General features: G+C 46.2%; 17 protein-coding genes. 11 read left to right on the forward strand and 6 right to left on the reverse strand.

Going from position 1 to position 23,778, the window contains the following annotated elements; genetic code table 11:
- Positions 1 to 207 precede the first annotated feature (207 nt).
- The 3 genes from HMPREF0650_RS13040 (at position 208) to eno (ending at position 8,206) form a co-directional block, all read left to right on the forward strand.
- Positions 208 to 381 carry a hypothetical protein gene (locus HMPREF0650_RS13040; RefSeq protein WP_155813577.1) on the forward strand — a complete coding sequence of 58 codons (174 nt, stop codon included), beginning with the start codon at positions 208 to 210 and terminating at the stop codon, positions 379 to 381.
- 101 nt (positions 382 to 482) lie between these two features.
- The gene (locus tag HMPREF0650_RS04665; RefSeq protein ID WP_245543457.1) at positions 483 to 6,446 is read left to right on the forward strand and encodes a T9SS type A sorting domain-containing protein; all 5,964 of its coding nucleotides are present in this window, start codon (positions 483 to 485) and stop codon (positions 6,444 to 6,446) included.
- 452 nt (positions 6,447 to 6,898) lie between these two features.
- Positions 6,899 to 8,206: a phosphopyruvate hydratase gene (eno, locus tag HMPREF0650_RS04670; RefSeq protein ID WP_004348729.1), complete on the forward strand. Its 1,308-nt coding sequence runs from the start codon at positions 6,899 to 6,901 to the stop codon at positions 8,204 to 8,206.
- Between the two features lie 252 nt (positions 8,207 to 8,458).
- On the opposite strand, the gene rbr is transcribed toward eno, so the two are convergent.
- Positions 8,459 to 9,112, reverse strand: a complete 654-nt coding sequence (gene rbr / locus HMPREF0650_RS04675) for a rubrerythrin (protein WP_004348733.1) — start codon at positions 9,110 to 9,112, stop codon at positions 8,459 to 8,461.
- A 502-nt stretch (positions 9,113 to 9,614) separates the two neighbouring features.
- Here rbr and HMPREF0650_RS13045 point away from each other — a divergent pair.
- Positions 9,615 to 9,755, forward strand: a complete 141-nt coding sequence (locus HMPREF0650_RS13045; RefSeq protein WP_155813578.1) for a hypothetical protein — start codon at positions 9,615 to 9,617, stop codon at positions 9,753 to 9,755.
- On the opposite strand, the gene HMPREF0650_RS04680 is transcribed toward HMPREF0650_RS13045, so the two are convergent.
- On the reverse strand, positions 9,752 to 10,693 hold the full coding sequence (locus HMPREF0650_RS04680; protein ID WP_004348735.1) for a YitT family protein: 942 nt from the start codon (positions 10,691 to 10,693) through the stop codon (positions 9,752 to 9,754). The two genes, HMPREF0650_RS13045 and HMPREF0650_RS04680, sit on opposite strands and share 4 nt — an antisense overlap.
- Before the next feature lie 308 nt (positions 10,694 to 11,001).
- Between HMPREF0650_RS04680 and HMPREF0650_RS04685 the strand changes: the two genes are divergently transcribed.
- Positions 11,002 to 12,249 (forward strand): amidohydrolase family protein, encoded by a 1,248-nt coding sequence (locus HMPREF0650_RS04685; RefSeq protein WP_004348736.1) that lies wholly within the window; start codon positions 11,002 to 11,004, stop codon positions 12,247 to 12,249.
- Between the two features lie 71 nt (positions 12,250 to 12,320).
- Here HMPREF0650_RS04685 and HMPREF0650_RS04690 read toward each other — a convergent pair whose 3' ends face one another.
- Both HMPREF0650_RS04690 and HMPREF0650_RS04695 read right to left on the reverse strand, forming a co-directional pair.
- The gene (locus HMPREF0650_RS04690; protein WP_245543458.1) at positions 12,321 to 13,421 is read right to left on the reverse strand and encodes an MFS transporter; all 1,101 of its coding nucleotides are present in this window, start codon (positions 13,419 to 13,421) and stop codon (positions 12,321 to 12,323) included.
- A gap of 309 nt (positions 13,422 to 13,730) precedes the next feature.
- On the reverse strand, positions 13,731 to 15,392 hold the full coding sequence (locus HMPREF0650_RS04695) for a nucleoside kinase (protein ID WP_004348740.1): 1,662 nt from the start codon (positions 15,390 to 15,392) through the stop codon (positions 13,731 to 13,733).
- Positions 15,393 to 15,490: 98 nt separating this feature from the next.
- Here HMPREF0650_RS04695 and HMPREF0650_RS04700 point away from each other — a divergent pair, with 98 nt between their 5' ends.
- A complete protein-coding gene (locus HMPREF0650_RS04700) occupies positions 15,491 to 17,206 on the forward strand; it encodes a Na/Pi cotransporter family protein (RefSeq protein ID WP_004348742.1) in 1,716 nt (571 codons plus the stop codon).
- 178 nt (positions 17,207 to 17,384) lie between these two features.
- Here the strand turns inward: HMPREF0650_RS04700 and HMPREF0650_RS04705 are convergent, their stop codons facing one another.
- Positions 17,385 to 17,738 (reverse strand): DUF1893 domain-containing protein, encoded by a 354-nt coding sequence (locus tag HMPREF0650_RS04705; protein ID WP_004348744.1) that lies wholly within the window; start codon positions 17,736 to 17,738, stop codon positions 17,385 to 17,387.
- Between the two features lie 87 nt (positions 17,739 to 17,825).
- Positions 17,826 to 18,530, reverse strand: coding sequence for an SIR2 family NAD-dependent protein deacylase (locus tag HMPREF0650_RS04710; RefSeq protein ID WP_004348747.1), 705 nt, complete (start codon positions 18,528 to 18,530; stop codon positions 17,826 to 17,828).
- A gap of 166 nt (positions 18,531 to 18,696) precedes the next feature.
- On the opposite strand from HMPREF0650_RS04710, the gene bamJ (HMPREF0650_RS04715) reads away from it, so the two are divergent.
- From bamJ (HMPREF0650_RS04715) to HMPREF0650_RS04735, 5 genes are all read left to right on the forward strand, one after another.
- On the forward strand, positions 18,697 to 19,302 hold the full coding sequence (gene bamJ, locus HMPREF0650_RS04715; protein ID WP_004348748.1) for a BamJ family beta-barrel-assembly machinery protein: 606 nt from the start codon (positions 18,697 to 18,699) through the stop codon (positions 19,300 to 19,302).
- A 15-nt stretch (positions 19,303 to 19,317) separates the two neighbouring features.
- Positions 19,318 to 20,190 carry a BamJ family beta-barrel-assembly machinery protein gene (gene bamJ / locus HMPREF0650_RS04720; RefSeq protein WP_004348750.1) on the forward strand — a complete coding sequence of 291 codons (873 nt, stop codon included), beginning with the start codon at positions 19,318 to 19,320 and terminating at the stop codon, positions 20,188 to 20,190.
- Positions 20,191 to 20,310: 120 nt separating this feature from the next.
- Positions 20,311 to 21,222 carry a BamJ family beta-barrel-assembly machinery protein gene (gene bamJ, locus HMPREF0650_RS04725; RefSeq protein WP_004348752.1) on the forward strand — a complete coding sequence of 304 codons (912 nt, stop codon included), beginning with the start codon at positions 20,311 to 20,313 and terminating at the stop codon, positions 21,220 to 21,222.
- A gap of 288 nt (positions 21,223 to 21,510) precedes the next feature.
- Positions 21,511 to 21,990: an Lrp/AsnC family transcriptional regulator gene (locus tag HMPREF0650_RS04730; protein WP_004348753.1), complete on the forward strand. Its 480-nt coding sequence runs from the start codon at positions 21,511 to 21,513 to the stop codon at positions 21,988 to 21,990.
- A complete protein-coding gene (locus HMPREF0650_RS04735) occupies positions 21,987 to 23,744 on the forward strand; it encodes a fused gamma-glutamyl-gamma-aminobutyrate hydrolase/peptidase (protein ID WP_004348755.1) in 1,758 nt (585 codons plus the stop codon). Before HMPREF0650_RS04730 ends, HMPREF0650_RS04735 begins: the two co-directional genes overlap by 4 nt.
- Positions 23,745 to 23,778 lie beyond the last annotated feature (34 nt).

Genomic DNA, 23,778 nt, shown 5'->3' on the forward strand with positions numbered 1-23,778 from the left:
ATAATGCACAAAGCATAGAAATGGAACACCCATGACACCTATATGCAAAATAGGACGACGGTAATGCTGAATTAACAACCCAATGTGCGACAGATACTTTGGGCGATTGTTCGGCTATAGACGTATGTAAAAAGAGAAGAATGTGCCAGCTATATTTGGCAGCAAAACATAGAAAACTTATTTATTTATTAAAACAAAAATTTGAGTATGGCAAAAAAAACGTATGTAAGTCCGGGAATTTTGCTTCTGCAAGCAGGAGGAGATCCTGGAGCAGCAAGTGATCGTTATAATCCAGGCAAGGACCCCTCCTTAGGTGCCAAGCGTGGTCAGTTCGATGATTTTGACGATTTCGACGACGACGAGTTCACCATGCATTGGTAAACCTCAAGGTCGCGATGCCTCCCCATGCCCAATACAGGGCGCAGGTGGCAAACGGCAAGCAAGTAGAAAACAAAAAAAGAAAACTAAAATTAAACAACAACATGAAACATTTATTACCAACCAGGTATCTGCTGACGATGCTCCTCGCATGCTTCATGGCACTCGGGGTGCAGGCACAAGCAGAGGACGAAGTGCCGCCGTTGGAGCTTTTCGTGTCTGCCAAGACAGGTAACGACTTTCGTAATGGCTCTTCGTGGAACGATGCATACAAAACCCTCAAGCAAGCATTGAATACAGCTGAGAACAATGCAAACACACAGGTCAAAATTTATTTGGCAGAGGGTGAGTATGACGTGAGTGAGACAGATGCGATTAAGTATTCCGATGGTCAAAAAAGAAGGAAAGGCTTTTACGTCTTGTCAAAAAAAGGACAGAAGTTGTGGCTCATGGGTGGATATCCCACGCCAGGCTCACAAACGCTGCCTCATGATATATGTAACAGCAACCCTCAGCGGCATGTGACTAAATTTGTATCGAAAGATGTGATCAAAACATCTGTATTCCGTACCAACAACCACAATCAGGGGTTGATTATGCACGGTATTACGTTCGATTCTAAAAACTTTGTGGGTGGCTCTGGTGATGGCGCATTGATTACCTTTGATAACAATGGGTATGACAATCCTTATTTGGAGATGATCGACTGTTCCATTAAATATTACAAGTCGTCTATGTGCGGAGCTATTTATTTCTTCGGTACGATGAAAAATCCAAAGATTAAGATAGAACGTGTAGAGGTGTTACAAGGCGAACGCGTAGGTGCAACAGGTGGTGGCTTCTTGGTGTTCAACGAGCTTAATACGTATAAGCCGACGAACATACAGATTGACATGAAATATGTTACGTTTCATGACATCAACCACTTGGGACCAGACCAGAAATATGCGGTGATTGGTGCACAAAATTACAAACCATCCGATGGAGAAGACAATTCCTATGTCAATCTCGATCATGTGCAGGTGAACCGCAACCTTGGTGGTATGGCTGGACAGCAAATTACAACCATCTCTTTGCAAAGCTTTAAGAAAGTAAGTGTCACCAATTCTATCTTCCGCAATACCACATCAGGAATTGGTGGAGCTTTCAGAGTTCAGTCATGTCATGAGGTAGTGTTCAAGAACAACCAGTTCCACAACTGTAAATCAGGTGACGCCGGTGGTGCTGTTTCTGTTCAGAGAGGAGGATCAACTTACATCCCAGCAGGAACTGGTCGCCGCACTATTACTTTCATCAACAATGAGTTTGAGAACAATATTGCGACCAATGCTGGTGGTGCGCTTCAGATTCAAGATGAAGATGCATCAGCTCCGGTGGATGTAACAATAGACAACTGTAACTTCAAAGGCAATAAATCGAAGGGTCAAGGTGGTGCACTCTATATCGCAAACCAAGACGGCAATGTCAAGGTTACCAACACTGTGTTCTGTAACAACAGTGGCTCTAAATACGGCGGTGCCTTCCGTATAGCGAACAATGCAAAAAGCCTGTTGGTGGAAGGCTGTTATTTCGGGGACAACAGTTGCGATGCACAAGCCAATGCCTTGTCTATTGGTATACAGAAGGGCAAGTTCGACGTGAAAAACTGTGTGTTCTACCACAATCATACCACAAGTTCCGTTGGCGCAGACAGCGGTGGTGCTGTGAATGTGGAAAGTGGTTATGGTGACTTCACCAACTGTAAGTTTGTGGGCAACACAACTTCAAAGAGCGGTGGCGCCGTTGCGCTTAATGCTCCAACTGCTTATGTAGTGAAAGGTCAAAAATTTAACTTTGTCAACTGTCTGTTTGAGAATAATACTGCTGCTGTTGGTGGTGCCATTGCACAACTATCAATTGTATACGATGTAATCATCAAAAATAGTATCTTCAAAGGAAACAAGGCATTAAGTTGGGATGGCGGTGGTGCCATTTCAGTGGCTGATAGCAAAGGTTTGGAAGTAAGCAACAGTATATTTAGCGGAAACACCACCGACGGTATGGGTGGTGCCATTTTTACAAAGAATGATGCTTATCTAAAGTCCAGCAACAACAAATACTATGGCAACCAGGCTGTAGAGGGTGGTGCCATTCGTATCATGGACAATACAGGTAGTGATTGGACAAGTGGTTTCTGGTCTACGGATGATGTGTTTTATCAAAACACAGCAATGCTAGGTACACACAATGGTGCTAACAATGGCGCAGGAGGTGCTTTACACCTTTTCATGGCACAACAAAGAAACTGCGAGATTGTCAATGCCAAGTTTGTGAATAACACCGCTGATGGTGATTATGGAGCAGACGGAAGCGGTGGTGCCATTTATGTTTATACACGTAGTGCCAAGGGTGGACCGTATGCACAAGATGTCATCGACAAGTTGGATGGCTGTGTGTTCTATGGCAACCAAGGGATGAGTACCAGCAAAAAGCTGAGTGCCACGGTCTGGGGTGCAGATATCACTGTTCCTTCAGGTAAGAAGGATTTTAATCCTATCACGATTTCCAACACCAAGTTGCAATTAGTCTATAATTCCTATACTACCAATTTAAGGCTGAATAATAAGGGTGGCAATGAAGGTTACGCTACCGACCCTAAGGTTCCCACAGAGCCAACCGTAGCGGCTGATCAGGGTTACACCAACCCCAGCGACGCTGAGATAGGCGACAAAGGTCAAGGTGTGAAAGTAGACTGTAAGGCAATTGTAAAGCGTCCAGAGGTTGACGTGCTGAAACCACATGCCGACATCACCACTAACGACAGTGACAAGCCAGGCGTGAGCAGTACATACGCATCCTACTGTGCCGGCAATACAGAATATTGGGCTAAGTTCCAGAGTATTGGTGGTGAGGGTCCGTTTACCTTTACCTACGATGTATGGAAACAGAAAGGACACAGCACCGAAAGAATTGTAGCAGGTGCAGTAGCGGAAACGCTTAAGAAAAGAGTTCCTATTGAAAAAGAAATTCCCAACTTGGAACCTATTTATAACGATAAGGGAGAAATCACAGGCTATGAACAGAAAGGCACCAAGAAGGTAAAGGTCGAGGAATTCCCAGACAATGTTATCATCAAGGGTGACAAACTCTTCCCTTCTAACAAGGTTGAAGAGGGTTATCTCTACACCATCATCGTGAAGAGCATGACCGATGGCGACAAGAATGAGTATACATACGATTGCGTGGATGCCTATGACAAGACACGCCAGTACGCACAGAGCACCGGTGCACAGATATTCTTCAAGCCATGCGTTGTGACTCCTGGTGATCTTGACTGGGACGATGACGGTATATTGAATACTGTGGAGTGTGCAGACATTGCAGCATCCAACCTCACACCGACGGTTGACAAAAGCGGCTTAGGTGAAAGCAAGTGGATACGTTATAGAGACAATGTGAAGACTCAGCAACTCTTCGCTAATATTGTGAAGGATGAGAACTATCTCAATCCTACTCCTAAGACTGGTAGGGTGCTTACCTTGTTGCCTTCTGTGATTGGTGCAAAAGCAGCAACGGGTGACGAGGCTTATACTGTAGACCTCTCCGATAAGTTTGGATACGAAGCTGGTACGGGTAAAGTAGTCGTAACGGTTCAAAACTATTCTGTGGATAGAGATCGCTTTAGAACCAATAACGACAGAACTGTAACCACTTGGGAAATTGGAGGAACCATGCATCCGTACGTGCTGATGCAGAGCACACCAGTTTCATCGTTCCACCAGGACAACCAGTTTGGTATCAACGTTCTCACTAATGAGCATGCGTTGTCACAGACCGAGTTGTACACCAAAATGGACGATGACCGCTACACCGTCTATGAGAATCAAGGCACCAAGAAAGTGCTGATAAATAACCAGGACGTAAATCTTACTAATGATGTAGCATTGTCGTACTTGAACACTGAACCCGGCAAGAAGTACTTTGCGTTTACACAGACTCCTGACCAAACGGGTATGGTGAACACTGTGGTAACGATTATGCTGCCATGCGATGATGATATGGACGGTATTCCTAACTTCTTTGATGCCGACAGTGACGGCGACGGCTGTCCTGATGCAGTTGAAGGTGATAACAAAGACATCACTGAGGACATGGTTGAGGACGGTGTCATCAAGGGTGACGTAGATGAAAACGGTGTGCCTAAGGCTGCCAAGGGCGGACAGGGTGCTGGTTCTGCTTACGATGCTGATGTGAATGCCTGCGGCAACAACTATTGGACTGGAGACAAGGACAACGACTTCAACAAGAAAGAGAACTGGACCAACAACGTTCCTAAGGACGGTCAGGACATCATCTTTGCTGATGGTAGTGAGGATGCCAAGGGTAAGGTGGCTGTACGTGACCTGCACTTGCCTGCTGGTAAGTTTATCTCTGCAAACAAGTTGGTGAACAACGCTCCGGACAAGAAGATTGAGGAAGGTGCTACTGAAAAGACACCTGGTCACCCAGCTGTGGTTGTTCCCGCTGATGGTGGTTTGACCGTGAAGAGCGTGGAAGGCTTCGGCACAGACGCTGACAAGGACAAACTTGTGATGAAGACATCTACCGATGGCAAGAAGGTGGGTACGTTCATCTTGAACAATGAAAATGCATGCACCACTAAAGTGTTTGCCTCTGTAGAGTTCAAGCCATTAGGTAAGTATCGCCCAGACCACAAGGCAACGGACAATAAGGACAAGACCTCTCCTGACTTTGGTAAGGATCTGTATGCAGAGTTTGACTGGCAGTACATTGGTATTCCTGTGAAGGAAGTAAAGAAGAGCCCTGTGTTCAAGGGTGCGAAGGTTCGTCTCTACGATGAGAAGAAGAACGATCCCAAACATTATTATCAGAAGTGGATTGAAGTGACGCCTACAGACAACATGACTGCCTTCAAGGGCTACGAGATAGCTCCTGTATTGGATGGCAGCAATGGCGTTCGTCAGATACAAGGCGAGCTGAACTTCTGTAATCAAGAAATCGCACTGACACGACAAGCAGCTGTTGTTTCCGCTTCTAAGGCAGAAGGGGATGACAACGCCAAGCGTTACGGATTGGGTTACAACATTGTTGGTAACTCGTTCATGGCTGGTGTAGACATCAATAAAATCAAGTTAGAATCCGGCGAGACTGGTGTGGACATGGACAACACGGTTTACATCTACACCACAGGTAGCTGGGATGAATGGAAGAACCAGAATGGACAGTCTGTAAAAGTAAAGGGTGGCTATGAAGCTGTGAACATTGGCAAGGCTGGTGAGAGTGGAATTACCAGTACATTGTCACCTATGCAAGGGTTCATGGTGAAATACAACAACCCTAAGTACAGCGAGAAGACAGGTACACTCACCATTCCTTACACGGGATTGAAGTCTGAGGCTGAACCATTGCGCGCCAAGTCATTTGTCATGGACGGTGACTTTAACCGCGGTAGTGTGATGGTGGCAATGGATAACGGTAAGGTAGTTGATAAGTTCTGGACATACCAGGAAGAGGACGCGACACCAGCTTACGACTCTCAATTGGAGGGTGAGAAGCTGAACATGGGCGAACCTTCTGTATTTGCCACAACCACTGACGGTAAGAATGTACAGATATCCAGTTTGCCTTCGTTGATAGGAAGCACGTTTAGCGTTGAAACCGCTAAGGATGAAACCTACAACATGGAGCTGAACACATGGAGCCTGAACTATCAGAACTTGAAGTTGGTTGACTTGAAGACGAAAACTGTGATTCCGTTCGACAACGGTAAAGCACGTTACTTCTTCACTGCTACGGTAGACGGCATCGAGCATAACCGCTTTATGTTCGCCGACACGCCAGAGACTGACTTTGAGAAGGTGATGGGTGCTGTGACAGGTATTGACAACGTTTCTATCACCCTGACCAAGGGTGAGGCAGAACTCTTCAACCTCTCTGGTGCGAAGATAGGTACCTTCAGCTTGCCTCTCGATGCGAAGAAGCTGAAAGGACAAGTTCCTGCAGGTGTGTACCTCATCAAGGCTACCGACGGCACGAATGTGCAGACCTCAAAGATTGTCATTGAGTAAGCTCAATTGAACAAACATATATTACTTTGCTCCCGCAGACTTCACATGAAGTTCTGCGGGAGCAAGTGTGTTTGTATAGTTGACGAGTTGACGAGTTTACGAGTTCACAAGTTGATAGCTTAAGTTTTTAGTTTTTAGTTCACGAGTTGACAAGTTCACAAGTTCACGAGGTGATAGATTAAGTTTTTAGTTGACGAGTTGACAAGTTTACGAGTTCACGAGTTAATAGCATAAAGCTATTGTTTAGTTGACAAGGTTACGAGTTGACGAGTTGACAAGTTGATGAGTTTTTAAGTTTGTAAGTTGACAGTTCAATGTTCAAAGCTCAAAGTTCAAAGCTCAATGTTGTTCATTTCACATTATTTCATATCTCTGTATTGGTGAATTCCTTAATTATCGTTATCTTTGCAATGAATTCAGAGATATTATTCATTCAAAATAAATAATTAATTATGGTAATTGAAAAAGTTCACGCAAGAGAGATTATTGACTCTCGTGGTAATCCTACAGTAGAGGTTGAGGTAACATTGGAAAATGGTGTGATGGGTCGTGCCAGCGTACCATCTGGTGCATCTACGGGTGAAAACGAAGCCTTAGAGTTGCGCGATGGCGACAAAGCTCGCTATGGTGGCAAGGGTGTATTAAAGGCCGTAGAGAATGTGAACAACATCATTGCTCCAGCATTGAAAGGTTTTTGCGTGTTGGAACAGCGCAAGATAGATTACAAGATGCTTGCCTTGGATGGTACTCCTACCAAGAGCAAGTTGGGTGCTAACGCTATCTTGGGTGTTAGCTTGGCAGTTGCACACACGGCAGCCAAAGCTCTTCACATGCCACTCTATCGTTATATCGGTGGTGTGAACACTTATACATTGCCCGTTCCAATGATGAACATCATCAACGGTGGTGCACACTCTGATGCTCCTATCGCTTTCCAAGAGTTTATGATTCGTCCTGTGGGTGCTCCTTCTATCAAAGAAGGCATTCGTATGGGTGCAGAAGTATTCCACGCTTTGGCAAAGTTGTTGAAGAAGCGCGGCTTGTCTACCGCTGTAGGTGATGAAGGTGGTTTCGCTCCTAAGTTCGATGGTATTGAGGATGCCTTGGATTCTATCATTCAGGCTATCAAGGATGCAGGTTATGAGCCAGGCAAGGATGTGAAGATTGCCATGGACTGCGCTGCTTCTGAGTTTGCTGTTCAGGAGAATGGTGAGTGGTTCTACGACTATCGTCAGTTGAAGAGTGGCATGCCAAAGGATCCTAATGGTAAGAAGCTGACCGCTGATGAGCAGATTGCTTACTTGGAAGAACTGATTACAAAATATCCTATCGACTCTATTGAGGACGGTTTGGATGAGAACGACTGGGACAACTGGGTGAAGCTGACCGAGAAGATTGGCGACCGTTGCCAGTTGGTTGGTGACGACTTGTTTGTAACCAACACGAAGTTCTTGGAGAAGGGTATCAAGATGGGTGCAGCCAACTCTATCCTGATTAAGGTTAACCAGATTGGTTCGTTGACCGAAACATTGGAGGCTATTGAAATGGCTCACCGTGCTGGTTACACCACAGTTACTTCTCACCGTTCAGGAGAGACCGAGGACACAACGATTGCTGATATTGCCGTTGCAACTAACTCAGGTCAGATTAAGACTGGTTCTATGAGCCGTACCGACCGTATTGCGAAGTACAACCAGCTCATCCGCATCGAGGAAGAACTTTGCTGCTCGGCTAAATATGGCTACTGCAAATTGAAGTAAATCTTATAAACTACTTATATCATCATAAAATGGGATGCGCTGAAAGGTGCATCCCATTTTTTTGTTTGTGCATACCGAGCGAAAGACCGTTCTATTCAGCGACAGTTGACCAAACATAGGTGCGTACCTTGTCACGTTCCTACATAAGGATAGAATCTGAAAACAGCCTCTAAAAGAATACTGGTATACATGCAAACGAGAGATACTCGTTTTGAGAATCTCTCGTTGATATTCTTACTTATATCAGTCGACTTACAGATTGTCTGGTTCAATCTGGAAGTAGCTCTGTGGATGGTCACAAACGGGACATACCTCAGGAGCCTTCTTACCTACAACGATGTGTCCACAGTTGCGGCACTGCCATACACAGCTGCCATCGCGTGAGAAGACGATCTCGTCTTCGATGTTCTTCAACATCTTGCGATAACGCTCTTCGTGGTGCTTCTCAACTGCAGCAACAGCACGGAACTTCACGGCAATCTCTGGGAATCCTTCTTCATCGGCTACCTTCGCCATGTTCACATACATGTCTGTCCACTCGTAGTTTTCACCGTCAGCAGCCTCTTTGATGTTGTCTGTTGTGGTTGGGATATCACCACCACGCAAGAACTTGAACCATACCTTGGCGTGTTCTTTCTCGTTGCGTGCTGTTTCTTCAAAGATAGCAGCCAACTGCTCATAGCCTTCTTTCTTGGCCTTAGAAGCAAAGTAAAGGTACTTGGTGTGCGCCTGGCTCTCACCTGCGAATGCAGCCATGAGGTTCTCTTCAGTCTTTGTTCCTTTAATTGCTTTCGGGTCAAAAGCCTTAAACTTCTCTGCTTTAGCGTGACATACCGGGCACTCTTTTGGTGCTTCTTCTCCTTCGTATGCGTATCCACATACGGTACAAATAAATTTCTTCTTCATAATGTTTTTGATAATAATGTTTGTATGAGCTTTTCTACATACAAAGATACAACTTTATTTGTTGAAGTCAAATTTATTTGTACTTTTTTCAGTGTGTAGCTTATCTAAAAACATGATAAATCACACCCCTATGACTCTCATCACTATGCAGAGGCTGAACGTGAGAAATTACGCCCCTTCGAATTGTTTGTTATTTTTACCAAATAACGGTCTAAAAACGACCTGTAGAAACTTTCAATATAGAAAAATTCAATAGGCAGGCAGGATGCAAACAAGAGATGAATAGATGAGAATTATCAACGTTGGGCGTAAAAGTTATGTGATTGGTGCGTTAAAGGCATCACTTTGGCGAAGAATTTGCATGCTCTTGCACGGCAAAAGCATGCAAATAACCCGTCTAAGGCAATGCTTTTATGGTGAAAAATAGAAAATATAATGGCCTGAAAAGTACCACTTTCGCCCAACTACCAATAACACAACACATTACAAACTATGCTCATATTTGGCGTATTTGCAAGCAGCAGCAAGGCTGGTTGATTACACGCGAAGGATAAGAGCGATGCCTGTCAAGAAAATTCAGTATCATGACGGTCTGACAGACACCCAAGAAAGTGCAGAGATTAGTCGCCCCTCACGGCTCTAAGGATTTGAATTGCCTTGTTTCTTTTGAGACAATTTGTTGGGAGAGTTTTTCTTTTGCCTCACCTTAAACCGGTCGAAGCCTTCGCCATAAACTCCAATTACGGCACTCTGGGACACAAAGGCAGCAGGATCGATATCGTTGATCAAATCAAAAATCTTTCCCGACTCACTCTTTTTAGCCAGTACGAACAACATCTTCATCTCGCGACCCGAATAAAATCCAGACGCATTGATCACCGTACAGCCTCGATGCGGGTTCTCGTTGATCTGGCGACCAATCTCCTCGTACCGGTCAGAAATAATAAAAAACTGCACCGAGCGACGCATGGAATTAACCACCTGATCGACACAAAACGAAGTGATGAACAGCACCACATAGCCATAAATTACCTTCTCCCAATCGTGCAAAGCCAGGTAACTGGACGAAATAATCACCAAGTCACAAATTAAGATGACCCTTCCCAGCGAAATGTCACGATACTTGTTGACGATGGCGGCCACGATATCCGTGCCGCCCGTACTGCCATTGGCCGACAAACCCAGTCCGACACCCGTTCCACAGAAGGCCGCACCGATGACACTCGCCATGAAAGGCTGGTCGCTCAACAGTCTGACATCCAGCATATAGGTTTGTGCCAGCGACGTCAACGTGGTGAGAATGATGATGCCAAAAATGGTTTTGATGCAGAAACGAAGCCCCAACAAGCGCAACGCAAACGCAATCAACACAGCGTTGATGAAGAAGTAAGAATACTGAACAGGGATTCCAAGTCCCCAATACAACACAGACGAAATACCCGGAACGCCACCCGTGGTGATGTTATTGGGCAACAAAAAGACCGTCCACCCGATGCAATAAAAAAGCATGGCGATGGTGATAAAAAAATAGTCTTTCAGTTCTTTGGCACTGAAAGCGTTCTCTAAACCTTTGATTTTCATATCAACACATTCATCTAAAGTTTATTGTCGGCAACCGTCATGCCTGATGGGACACTCACTCATCCATGACCTGTCCCTGGCAAAACCACTGGTATGCAATTGTTTCTGCAAAGATAGATGAAGAAAATAGAATGGCAAAGCATTCGATGAATAAAAATAACGAAATTGATGCGGCACAACGAGGTGATTATCAAAAAACAAGAAAATTCTATAATAATTGTAAGATTATGCCAAAAGGCATCAAATAAAAGTTGCACATTCCATTTTAAATCACTATATTTGGAGTGTTATACTTAAACTTATTTTTTATGAAAAGAAAATTTTTTAATGCGAAGATTTATCGCAACTGTTCAGCAACGGAAATGATAGTGGAGAACGGCAAGATTGCTCAAATTGGCAATAACCTGCCTAAATGTGACGAGGAGATTGACCTGAAAGGTAAGTTTGTACTTCCTCCTTACGTAGATCCGCACTTGCACTTAGACTATGTTTACACGCTGGCCGAGATGGAAGGCATTGGCGCTGCATCGGGTACGCTTTACGAGGCTATCGAGAACTGGCCCAAATATAAGGCAACCATGACCATCGAGGGTGTGAAGAAGCTGGCACGCAAGGGTATCGAGGACGAAGTTTCTCAAGGCGTTCAGTTTATCCGCGCACAGACCGACGTAACCGATCCTAAGTTTATCGGCTTCAAGGCTCTCATGGAACTGAAAGAAGAGATGAAGGACATTGTGGACATCCAGGTTGTAGCTTTCCCACAAAACGGTATGTACACCTACAAGGGTGGAAAAGAATTGGTGGAAGAAGCGCTGAAGATGGGTGCTGACGTAATTGGTGGTATTCCTCACTACGAGCCGGCAAGAGAGTTTGGTGAGAAATCTATCCACGACATTGTTGAGCTGGCTATGAAATACAACGTACTGATTGACGTTCACTGTGACGAGACAGACGACACCATGGCAAGATTCGTTGAGATATTGAACGCCTTGGTATATCTGGAGGATTATGGTACAAAGACCACCGCCAGCCACACTTGTTCGTTTGGTTCGGCAGACAACTCGTATGCATACAGAATGTTCGACATGTTTAAGAGAAGTAAGATGAACTTCATCTCCTGCCCCACAGAGAATGCATATCTGCAAGGTCGTCAGGACACTTATCCAAAGCGTCGCGGCTTGACACGCATCAAGGAGTTCATGCACATGGGTATCAATGTTGCATTGGCTCAGGACTCTATCAACGACCCGTGGTATCCATTGGGAAGCGGTAACATGATGAATATCCTGGATAATGCCATCCACCTGTCACATTATGCAAGCCCAGAGGAAGTAGAAAACGCTTTCGACATGATTACGTACAATGGTGCTAAGTGTATGAACATCCATGACGCATACGGACTGGAAGAAGGCAAGGATGCTAACTTTATCGTTCTGGATGGCGACAGCTCATGGGATTGCATCCGCAGACGTGTTGGTGTACTGGCTTCTGTGAGAAAGGGTGAATTCTTGTTTAAGAAGAAACCTACAGAATATGAAATTCCTTTCAAGATGTAAGGTCATTATAATTAAAAAAGCTGCACATTACAATGTGCAGCTTTTTTTATGAGTTTTAGTGAACTGACTCTCTACCCTATCCGTCGCAATGTATGCTTGGCGAATATAGAAATAATCATTCCTGGCACGGCTAACAGCACGGCATACCATATTAAGCTCGTCGGACCGAAGCTTATCAGCAGCAAACCTGCAATCCATGTCGTAATCATGATAGAAAGATTAAACATACACGACTGCACCGACATGGCCACGTCTTTGCCACTTTCCACTTGGTTTCCCACTGCAGCCTGGAACAATGTAACCAACGGACCGAACGACAATCCCCACAAGAAGAAACCAAATTGCGAAATTCCCATGGCGCCCTTGAAAAAGTAGAACAGGAGCATGGCTATGGCTAAGAAGGCAAACATGGCGATAGTAAGCTCGCGAAGATACAAATCGATGTACTTCGTTGCGATGATGATGGATATCAATGAGCCGATACCAAACACCATCAGAGCCATCTCAATGCCTCCTGCTACGTTAATTTCGGCAACCAATCGGGTGATGTAGGTATAAACTCCGTAATGTCCACAAACACCTAACAAGGTGAGAAGAATAATCAATAAAATGGATTTGTTTTTCAACATGGCGAAAGGTGATGTGCTCTTGGTGAGCTTTTCACCAGGTGTAGACGGCAGCATGAATAGCGAAAGCACGGCAATCAGCGCAACAAGCAGTCCTAATGCGATAAATTCAATACGCCAACCAAACTTATCTCCGATTGATGTCATCAGCGGCATACCCAGACTTATACCCAAAGTATTACCCGCCATGATTACAGCTACAGCCCTACCTTGATGACTGGGATGTACCAAACGCATGCCAAAGGCCGCAATCATCGGCCACATGACACCCGCACTGATACCGCCGAGGAAACGCAACGCCAACACGATGTAGTAGTTGTGTACAAGACCTGACAACACATTGCAAAGCGCAAATCCCACCAACAACCACAACAGCACTTTCTTTCGGTTGTACTGCATCGTCGCCGAGATGAGCGGAATGCCGAATATGGCCGATGCAAGAGCATACAAACCCACCAGCCTTCCGCCTTGAACTTCGTTAACACCAAGGTCTGACATGATTTGCGGTAACACGCCCGAAGGCACCAATTCTGATAAAATTCCCACAAATGTTACTGATGACATCAAAATCATCAATACCCAAGGGAATAAATCTGTAGATTTTTTTTCTTGAACCATAGCTAATAGTTTATAAATTAATGTGTTTTCAAAGATAGATATTTAAAATCTATATAACAAATATTTTTGACACATTTTCACAAGGTTTGGCAACAACTTTTATATCTATGGTGTGGAAAGCAGGACAACGTGTACTATAAAGAAGTGAGCGCAAGTCTGTACAAACCTACGCTCACTTCACATTATTTTCTATTGAAAAGCCTGCATCTGCCGTTTGCTGTAACGGCACAGGTGCAGCTAATACCTGAACGAACTGCCGCCTAAGAACTCGCGGACGAGGCTGGTTGGCGGCAAGGCGCGGCTGGGAATGGGGGTGATGTAGCTCAAGAACTTACGCAAGCGATAAGCTTCCGAATACTCCACGCAGTTTTCTGGTACCTGTTCGAGCAAGGGGGCGGCCTGCTCTTGGATGACGGCCAACTCGTAAAGCATGGCGGTATTGAACATCACATCGGCGTTTTCTTGGTAGGGAAACACCCATTTTGTCTCGCCGGCCCGCACACTCGGCCAACGTCTAATGGTTTCCTGCGCACTCACTCCACGATATTTATGGTCGCGAATGATGCGCCTCAGCAGTCGGTTGTCGGTGGTAGGAATGTAGTTGTGGTCATCCAATAGGATGCTGGTGAGTGCCGATATATATACATGAAACTTCTGCTTTTTCGGGATTTGTGCCGTCAGTTCGGGGTTCAGGGCATGGATACCTTCCACCAGCAGCACCTGACGGTCGGCCAAACGCAGCCGTTTACCGCTCATTCCGCTTCTACCTGAGAGGAAATCATACTTGGGTAGCTCAACCTCTTCACCTCTGAACAACGCACTGAGCTGTAAGTTTATCAGGTTGATATCTAAGGCGTGAATGCTTTCGTAGTCCCAATCGCCATCGGCATCCTTGGGCGTTTTTTCGCGATCTACAAAGTAGTCATCCAACGATATCTGCACGGGACGAATGCCGTTGGCCAGCAATTGGATGCTCAGTCGTTTGCAGAAAGTGGTCTTACCCGATGAGGACGGCCCGGCTATGAGCACCACCCTCACCTCTGGGTGCGTGGTAATCTGGTCGGCAATCTGCGATATTTTCTTCTCTTGCAGGGCTTCACTCACATTAATAAGATTGGTAGCATGGCCCGCTTTCACAGCCTCATTGAAGTCACCTATGGTACTCACGCCCAGAATGTGTTGCCAACGATGCTGCTCCAGGAATACCTCGAACATCTTGTCTTGCTTGACGAGCGCACCAAGTTGTGAGGGGTCGTGCTTCGAAGGAATGCGAAGCAACAAGCCTTCGAAATACCTTTCCAGTCCGAACAGGTAAATGTCCGACGTGTTGGTGAGCAACGCACCGTAGTAATAATCCACATAATCGTCGATACGGTAGTACACCGTGTACAGCGAACCCACGCTTCTGAGAAGTTTTACCTTAGCCTCATCACCCTTCTGCTCAAACATGCGGATGGCCTCTTCGGTACGCACCTCGAAACGTTCTATGGGAATTTTCTCGTCAATGATTTGCTGCATGCGTTCGCGAATGCGCGTCGCATCCTCATCGGTTACCTCGCGTCCGATGTGCAAATTGATGTAATAGCCTTTGGAAACAGGAATATCAATCACCACTCTCGACCCTGGATAGAGGTCGTGAACAGCTTTGCACAGAATGAAGAACAGCGTTCGGGTGTAGTTTCTTGATGCCGAAGCATCGTGCATGTCCAAGAACTCTACATCTTTGTTGTGGTACAGTTGATAGTTCATTCCCACGACCTTGTTATTCACTCTCGCACAGATGGGCCCATAAGGCATTTTCAAATTAAATTGCTTGAATACATCAGAAAGTGTGCTTCCGATAGCTACATCTTGAGTTTTTTTGTTATTTTTGCAACAAATTTGCAATACTTGTTTCATCAGCCTCGTTCGTTTTGGTTATTAAAATGTTACGGAGCGTAAAGATAACGAATTTCTACTGAAGCGCAAAAATTATATCGCATTACAATTCAATTATTATGACAACGAGTGATTATTTAGCGATTTTTTTCAAGATCATCGGCTCATTGGCTCTGCTGATTTACGGTATGAAAGTAATGAGCGAAGCTCTTCAAAAGATGGCAGGCTCACAGTTGCGCCACATTTTGAGTGCAATGACCACCAATCGGTTCACCGGCATGCTCACAGGTACGTTCATCACCTGTGCCGTACAGTCATCTTCAGCCACCACGGTGATGACCGTGTCGTTTGTCAACGCAGGCCTGTTGACCCTCGCTCAGGCCATATCGGTAATCATGGGTGCGAACATTGGAACGACTCTGACGGCGTGGATCATGTCCTTAGGCTACACGGTTGACCTGACCAGCTTTGTCTTTCCGTCTTTCCTCGTGGGCATCATACTGATTTACAGTCGCAAGATGCGATACATAGGCGATTTTCTCTTCGGTATCTCTTTTATGTTCTTCAGCTTGGTTCTGCTCAACACGTCGGGCAAAGAGTTGCAATTGGAGAGCAATCCGCAAATCATTGAGTTTTTCAAGTCGTTCGACGTTGACAGCTATCTTACGATACTTTCTTTTCTGTTTATTGGCTCCATCATCACTTGTCTCGTACAGTCGTCGGCTGCTGTGATGGCCATCACCATCCTGTTATGCTCGTCTGGCGTGCTTCCCATCTATCTGGGTATCGCGCTTGTCATGGGTGAGAACATTGGAACCACGGCCACAGCCAACCTTGCAGCCTTAGGAGCCAACACGCAAGCACGACGAACCGCATTGGCTCATTTGGTGTTTAACCTCATCGGAGTGATTTGGGTATTGTGCGTGTTCTATCCGTTTGTCAATGCCGTGTGCGGCTTAGTACACTACGACCCCACGGGACACAACCTGACACAGGAGCAACTAGCCGTGAAACTGCCTATCGTCTTGGCAGCCTTCCACTCGTCTTTCAACATCATGAATACAGCTGTTTTGATATGGTTCATCCCTCAAATAGAGCGGTTGGTATGCATGCTGATCAAGCCAAGGCACAGCGATGACGAGGAAGACTTCCGTCTGCAATTCATCCAAGCGGGCATCATGAAGACGCCAGAGCTTTCGGTTTTGGAGGCACATAAGGAGATACGGTCGTTTGCCGGACGTATGCAGCGCATGTTTGGGATGGTGAGAGACCTGCTTGTCGAAAAGGATGAAAACACGTTTACCAGAATATTCGACCGGATAGAGAAATACGAAGGCATCAGCGACAGCATGGAAATAGAGATTGCCAACTATCTGGATCAAGTAGGAACGGCGCACCTTAGCGACGACACCAAGATGAAGATACGATCGATGTTACGAGAGATTACCGAGATAGAGAGTATCGGAGACAGTTGCTACAACATTGCCCGTGCCTTGAAACGCAAGCGCACTGGCAAGGAAGAGTTCCCCGAAAAGCTGTACGAGCAGTTGCACCAGATGTTCGAACTCACCGACGATGCCCTCACACAGATGAACGTCATCCTCTCTGGACGTAAGGCTAATCTGGATGCCGGTCTATCTTTTAACATCGAGAACGAAATCAACAGCTATCGAAATCAACTCAAGACAACCAACATCACCGATATCAATGCGCATCTATATACCTATGCCATTGGTACCATTTACATGGATATCATTCAAGAATGTGAAAAACTGGGCGACTATGTGGTGAATGTCGTTGAGGCTCGCATGGGTGTTCGGCAGCACAATGGGTGATTGTCTTACGGAGATTCTGCATGCCTCACCCAATAAGGTTTTAGCTTACATGCAGGTTTCCCATTAACTGTTTGGCGCTTACCTCACACAAACAGCATGCCCTGAGGGCCATACCGTGTACGACAAACGATGCGCATGGCCATCAGGTTAGTCACGGGATTGTTGCATAGGGGTGGCATCAATCTTTGATTTCGCCCATCTGCTTCCATATTTCCAAGAAGCGTTGGTGGTTTACTTTCTTGTCGTAATCTACCTTCACGCCAGCGTCTTTGAGCCTATTATGCGCCTCTTCGCTTATCACATCAGCGTAGACTTCGGTTACACCACCATCTGCCATGGCCTTGGCGGCGGTCTTACCAACTGCCTTAATGGCTACTTTCGATTTAAAAAGCGATTCGGGTTCATCGTTCAGTAGATTGTAGAGCATTCGCACTCCCCTACCTTCAAACGTGCGAATGTTTCCTTCGTGCAGCAGCACCAATGAACATTGCTCTATGTGCAGCTTATCAATTAGTTCGTTCATCATAAGCATTCCTCCATGGATTGATTGGTTTTATATATGTACAAGCTAACAACTATGCGCGCACATCATCATGAGTTGACACGGCAATAACGTTCTTTATTGGTCAGATTCCAAGACCTTCATGAGTTCTTTCATCCCCTCACTGGCACCTTTCTGTATGTGTTTGAGATGACGGATACCACTGGTATGCACCGATTCTGGGTCAATAAGATAGATGGGGCAATTGGGTTTGGTATATTGAACCAATCCCGCAGCGGGATAAACGTTGAGAGATGTTCCGATAATGACAAAGATATCAGCTTCACGAGCGTATTCAGCTGCGACGGAAATCATGGGCACACTCTCGCCAAAGAATACAATGAACGGGCGCAAAAGCGACCCATCATCAGCCTTGGTTCCAGGCTCTACGGTACAATTCTCTTGGGGTAATTCGCGGATATAGGCCTCATTGTAAGGATCACGACTGGAACATACCTTGGCCAGTTCGCCATGTAGATGGATTACTCTCGACGAACCAGCCCGCTCATGCAGATTGTCAACATTCTGAGTGATAACAGTTACGTCGTACACCTCTTCGAGTTGCTGAATCAATCGATGCCCTTCATTGGGCTTTGCCGCATAGAGTTTCTTTCGAAGCATGTTGTAAAAGTTGGTCACAAGCGTTGGATCGGCTTCCCAACCCTCATGTGTCGCCACCTGTTCTACTGGATAGTTTTCCCACAATCCGTCACTTCCTCTAAAGGTTTTGAATCCACTTTCTACCGACATACCGGCACCTGTCAGAAATACAATCTTCTTCATGATCTTACCATTTCTTAATCCCATGCCTATCAATGGATAGACTTCGCTTTTACACTAATATTCTACAAAAATAGTATTTTTTTGAGAAATAACTCGAAGCTATGATAGTTTTTTGCTATCTTTGCCCTTGTTAAAAAGCAAAACTTATCAATATAGATTATTTAAAATGGACAAAGTAAGCTACGCTTTGGGGCTTGGCATTGGTCAACAACTGTCTGATATGGGCGCCCAGAGTTTGAATATCGATGATTTTTCACAAGCAATCAAAGACGTAATCGCTGGCGCAAAGCCAAAAATAGACAATCAAGAAGCGCAGACATTGGTGCAGAATTTCTTCCAAGAACAAGAGAAGAAGCAACGCGCAGCTGCCGAAGAGAAAGGCAAAGTGGTCAAGGAGGCTGGCGAAGCCTATCTGACTGAGAATGCAAAGAAGGAAGGTGTAGTGACGCTTCCCAGTGGTTTACAATACGTAGTGCTGAAAGAAGGCAACGGCAAAAAGCCGAAAGCAACCGATCAGGTGACATGTCATTACGAAGGAATGCTGCATGATGGTACGCTCTTTGACAGCAGTATTCAACGCGGCGAGCCTGCAACATTCGCCTTAAACCAAGTCATCGCCGGTTGGACCGAAGGCCTTCAACTGATGCAGGAAGGTGCTAAGTATCGCTTTTTCATCCCTTATCACCTCGGATATGGTGAGCGGGGAGCAGGCAATGCCATACCCCCATTCTCGGCATTGGTATTCGATGTAGAGCTTATAAAAGTAATTTAATAACAACAAATAACAATGAAAAAACTTACATTCGTAGCCGCAATGGCTATCGCTGCTGCAACATTTACTGGTTGCGGCAACTCAACACCCAAGGCAAACCTCAAGACAGACGTGGATACACTGAGCTATGCCATCGGATTGGCACAGACTCAAGGACTCAAAGAGTATCTCATTGGCCGCATGAACATCGACACAACCTACATGGATCAGTTCATCAAGGGATTGAACGAGGGTGCTAATGCCGGAGATGACAAAGGCCGTGCCGCTTACTATGCAGGTATCCAGATTGGTCAACAAATCAGCAATCAGATGATTACCGGCATCAACCAAGAGGTATTCGGCAGCGATTCAACCAAGACCATCTCACTGAAGAACTTCATGGCTGGCTTCATCACCGGTACAACAGGCAAGAAAGGACTGATGACCATCGAAGAGGCTGGACAGGTAGCACAAACCAAGATGAGCGAAATCAGAGCCAAAGTCATGGAAAAGGAATATGGCCCCAACAAGGCAGCTGGTGAGAAATTCCTCGCAGAGAACAAGAAGAAAGATGGCGTGAAGACATTGCCAAGCGGTGTACAATATAAGGTTATCAAGGTTGGTAACGGTGCCATGCCGGCAGATACATCCATGGTGAAGGTTCATTATGAAGGCAAGACCCTCGATGGAAAAGTGTTTGACAGTTCTTATAAGAATGGACAGCCTGTTTCCTTGCGTGCCAATCAGGTCATCAAAGGATGGACAGAAGCTCTCGTTCACATGCCTGTAGGCTCTGTATGGGAAGTGTATATTCCACAAGAATTGGCCTACGGCGAACGTGAACAAGGTCAGATTAAGCCTTTCTCTACTTTGATCTTCAAGATTGAATTAATCAGCATCGAGAAGTAAACTGCTGACTATTATATTAAATAAATAGACGAAGACTTGCCTTGTATTTGATGGTTCTTGTGGCATTGTACCGCAAGAACCAACCATACAAGGTAAGTTTTTCTTTTGAATAAAATGTTGATGATGAAAAAGATTTTATTACTTTCAGTGTTGTTCTTGTCGGTTGCATCGGTCAGCATGGCCGCATTAGGCAAAGAGAAGGACAAGAAGCAGAAGATTCAAACAGCCGTGAAGCCACTGCTTACACCGCAAGATTCCTTGAGTTACGCAGCTGGATTGGCCGCAACCAATGGCTTGATGCCTTTCTTGCAGCAGGAATACGAGATGGATCCGGCGCAGATTGCCGAATTTGTCGCAGGCTTTCAGGAGGCATTAAAGCAGATTGATTCGCCTCAATTCAAGGCTCGTCATGCGGGTGCTGCCATCGCCAGGATGGTAAAAAACCGTATTTTGCCGCAGACCACCAACGACTTCAAGGGAACACCCAACGCTATTGATGCCGAAATCTTCAACCAGGGCTTCCTCGCCGGCGTACAGAATGACACGAGTGTCTATTCCGTTGAAAAGGCGAGTGAACTGTTTCAAGAGCGCAGAACCCAAGTGAAGAAAGAGAAAGAGTCGGCATACATCGCAGCCAACACAGCCTGGTTGAAGCAAAATGCCACTCAGCCAGGTGTGAAAACAACTGCCAGCGGTCTGCAATACAAGGTGATTACCGAAGGAAAGGGCGAGATTCCACAAAAGGAAGACAAGGTAACTGTGAAATATGAAGGCAAGACCATCGACGGAAACGTGTTCGACAGTTCATACAAGCGCAATCCACAAACCACCTCATTCCGCTGCAATCAGGTCATTAAGGGATGGACAGAGGCCCTCACCATGATGCCGGTAGGTAGCAAATGGGAAATTTACATCCCGCAAGAACTGGCCTATGGAGAGCGTCAGGCCGGACAGATTCAACCCTATTCTACCCTGATTTTCACCGTTGAACTAATCAGTATCGAGAAAGCACCAGCTGCCTCGAAGAAATAAACACAAAGGGAAGGCACACTGTCATCGACCTTAAACCTTGGCCATTTGCCCATCGATACAGCGCCATCCTTACACACATCAATCATCACTGTATAGACCTGACAGGCAGAGAACACATCTTCTCTCCTGCCAGGTCTATCTTGTATTGGGGCAAACAGAGACAAGATACCACCGACAAAATATCTATCAAATAGGTACGATTTATCGCATTTTTATTCACATCTTGTTGCTTATATCATTAATATTACCTAATTTTGCTATCAAAATAACAATATAACACAGAAATCTATGGCAAAAGACACGGACAAGATCGACAAGTTGGACAGGAAAATCTTAAGTATTTTATCAACTAACGCACGCATTCCTTTCAAGGATGTAGCCACACAATGTGGCGTTTCGCGTGCAGCCATCCATCAACGCGTACAGCATCTGGTGGAAAAAGGTATCATCACGGGCAGCGGATTCTATGTCAATCCGAAAAGCCTGGGTTATTCTACCTGCACTTACGTAGGTCTAAACCTCGAACGCGGCAGCATGTACAAGAAGGTTGTCGCCGAACTTCAGGAGATTCCCGAAATCATTGAGTGCCATTTCACCACTGGTCCTTACACCATGATGATCAAACTTTACGCACGCGACAACGAACAACTCATGGACTTGCTCAACAACCGTATGCAAACCATTCCAGGCGTTGTCAGCACCGAAACCTTGATTTCGCTTGAGCAGAGCATCAAACGTGAAATACCTGCAAATGTAGACGAGGAATGAAACAGTTTGACCTCAACTCGCACCTCAACCAAATTCACTCCTCCTACCCTGCCGCCCATCACCGTCCCTTGATAGGCATTACCACCAACTATGTAGATGGCGACGCCACATTGCGCGATCGTTACTACAAGCAAGTGGTCGATGCCGGAGGCACACCCATGCTCATACCACCCGTCAGCGACCCAGAGGTAATCATCAACACCCTGGAAAACATTGACGGACTGCTGCTCACCGGCGGTGGCGACCACAATCCCTTGTGGGCTGGAGAGGAGCCCCATAAAGAGCTGCATAGCATCAATGCCACGCGCGACTTGCCCGAACTGCTCATCACACGTCTGGCTTTTAACCGGCAAATCCCCATGTTTGGCATTTGCAGGGGCATGCAGACACTGGCCTTCGCCTTAGGCGGAAGGGTCGCACAAGACATCAACGCCACCCTCAAGCATTCGCAAGAAGCTGACAAAAGTGAACCTACACACAGCGTCATCCTCTCACCCGAGAGCATGATACGCGACATCTATGACTCAGAACATATATTCGTCAACTCGTTCCACCATCAAGCTGTCAGCGACACCGGAGCGCACTTCCAGGCAACAGCCAGCTCGCCGGATGGCATCATCGAGGCCATGGAGAGCACGGAACACAAGTCCATCTTAGGCGTGCAGTGGCATCCAGAGTGGTTAGGTGATGAGGGACAAAAACTTTTCAAATGGCTTGTCAACCGCGCCAGCGAGTTTTCAATGGCCAAATCGCTACACCACCGCCACCTTATTCTTGACACCCACTGCGACACACCGATGTTCTTTCCGCAAGGAATTCATTTCGAACAGCGCGACAGTCGCATCCTCGTCGACCTGCACAAGATGACCGAAGGGCGACAAGACGCCGTCATCATGGTGGCTTACCTCCCCCAAAACAAACCCGACGAAGCGTTTACAGACATCGCACCCTTCCCCGTTGAAGGACCAAAAGCCTACGCCGACCTTATTTTCGACAAGATAGAAGACATCGTGCAGGCCAACCATTCCTACCTTGCCTTGGCACGCAATCCCGAACAACTGTATCAGAACAAGCAGCAAGGCAAAAAGAGTATCGTACTTGGCATTGAGAACGGATTGGCCCTTGAGGACGACATTCGTAACGTGCAGCATTTCGCCAACCGCGGCGTCACCTACATCACGCTCTGCCACAACGGCGACAACGCCATCTGCGACAGTGCCCGCAGAAGCCAGAACACCCATCACGGCGTGTCCCAATTTGGCGAGAAGGTAATCAAAGAGATGAACGATTGCGGCCTGATGGTAGACCTCTCGCACGGAGGCGAACAAAGTTTTTACGACGCATTGGACATCAGTAGGGTTCCCATTGTATGCAGCCACAGCAACTGCAAGGCGCTCTGCGACGTGCCACGCAACCTCACCGATGACCAACTTCGCGCCTTAGCCAAGGCGGGAGGCGTGGCTCACACCACGTTCTACCATGGTTTTTTACGGGCTGACGGTGCAAAAGCTAGCATCATCGACGGCATCAACCACCTCGAACACGCCATCCAAATCATGGGTATCGACCATGTTGGCATCGGAACCGACTTTGATGGCGACGGCGGTGTGCCTGGCATGGCCAATTCGTCCGAGCTCATCAACTTCACCATCCAGTTACTCCGCCGCCGATACAGCGAAGAAGACATCGCCAAGATATGGGGCGGCAACTGGCTCAGGGTGATGCGTCAGGCACAAGAGGCCAAGGTGAAATAACAAACTAAAGGCTGGTTCTATAAATTACCACCGT

It is taken from the genome of Hoylesella buccalis ATCC 35310 (assembly GCF_000177075.1).
Taxonomy (GTDB): Bacteria; Bacteroidota; Bacteroidia; order Bacteroidales; family Bacteroidaceae; genus Prevotella; species Prevotella buccalis.

What these genes read in the sequence shown, in the direction of transcription:
- HMPREF0650_RS13040 (WP_155813577.1), top strand. Translation starts at nt 208, where the DNA reads ATGGCAAAAAAAACGTATGTAAGTCCGGGAATTTTGCTTCTGCAAGCA.
- HMPREF0650_RS04665 (WP_245543457.1), top strand. Translation starts at nt 483, where the DNA reads ATGAAACATTTATTACCAACCAGGTATCTGCTGACGATGCTCCTCGCA.
- eno (WP_004348729.1), top strand. Translation starts at nt 6,899, where the DNA reads ATGGTAATTGAAAAAGTTCACGCAAGAGAGATTATTGACTCTCGTGGT.
- rbr (WP_004348733.1), bottom strand. Translation starts at nt 9,112, where the DNA reads ATGAAGAAGAAATTTATTTGTACCGTATGTGGATACGCATACGAAGGA.
- HMPREF0650_RS04680 (WP_004348735.1), bottom strand. Translation starts at nt 10,693, where the DNA reads ATGAAAATCAAAGGTTTAGAGAACGCTTTCAGTGCCAAAGAACTGAAA.
- HMPREF0650_RS04685 (WP_004348736.1), top strand. Translation starts at nt 11,002, where the DNA reads ATGAAAAGAAAATTTTTTAATGCGAAGATTTATCGCAACTGTTCAGCA.
- HMPREF0650_RS04695 (WP_004348740.1), bottom strand. Translation starts at nt 15,392, where the DNA reads ATGAAACAAGTATTGCAAATTTGTTGCAAAAATAACAAAAAAACTCAA.
- HMPREF0650_RS04700 (WP_004348742.1), top strand. Translation starts at nt 15,491, where the DNA reads ATGACAACGAGTGATTATTTAGCGATTTTTTTCAAGATCATCGGCTCA.
- HMPREF0650_RS04705 (WP_004348744.1), bottom strand. Translation starts at nt 17,738, where the DNA reads ATGCTTATGATGAACGAACTAATTGATAAGCTGCACATAGAGCAATGT.
- HMPREF0650_RS04710 (WP_004348747.1), bottom strand. Translation starts at nt 18,530, where the DNA reads ATGAAGAAGATTGTATTTCTGACAGGTGCCGGTATGTCGGTAGAAAGT.
- bamJ (WP_004348748.1), top strand. Translation starts at nt 18,697, where the DNA reads ATGGACAAAGTAAGCTACGCTTTGGGGCTTGGCATTGGTCAACAACTG.
- bamJ (WP_004348750.1), top strand. Translation starts at nt 19,318, where the DNA reads ATGAAAAAACTTACATTCGTAGCCGCAATGGCTATCGCTGCTGCAACA.
- bamJ (WP_004348752.1), top strand. Translation starts at nt 20,311, where the DNA reads ATGATGAAAAAGATTTTATTACTTTCAGTGTTGTTCTTGTCGGTTGCA.
- HMPREF0650_RS04730 (WP_004348753.1), top strand. Translation starts at nt 21,511, where the DNA reads ATGGCAAAAGACACGGACAAGATCGACAAGTTGGACAGGAAAATCTTA.
- HMPREF0650_RS04735 (WP_004348755.1), top strand. Translation starts at nt 21,987, where the DNA reads ATGAAACAGTTTGACCTCAACTCGCACCTCAACCAAATTCACTCCTCC.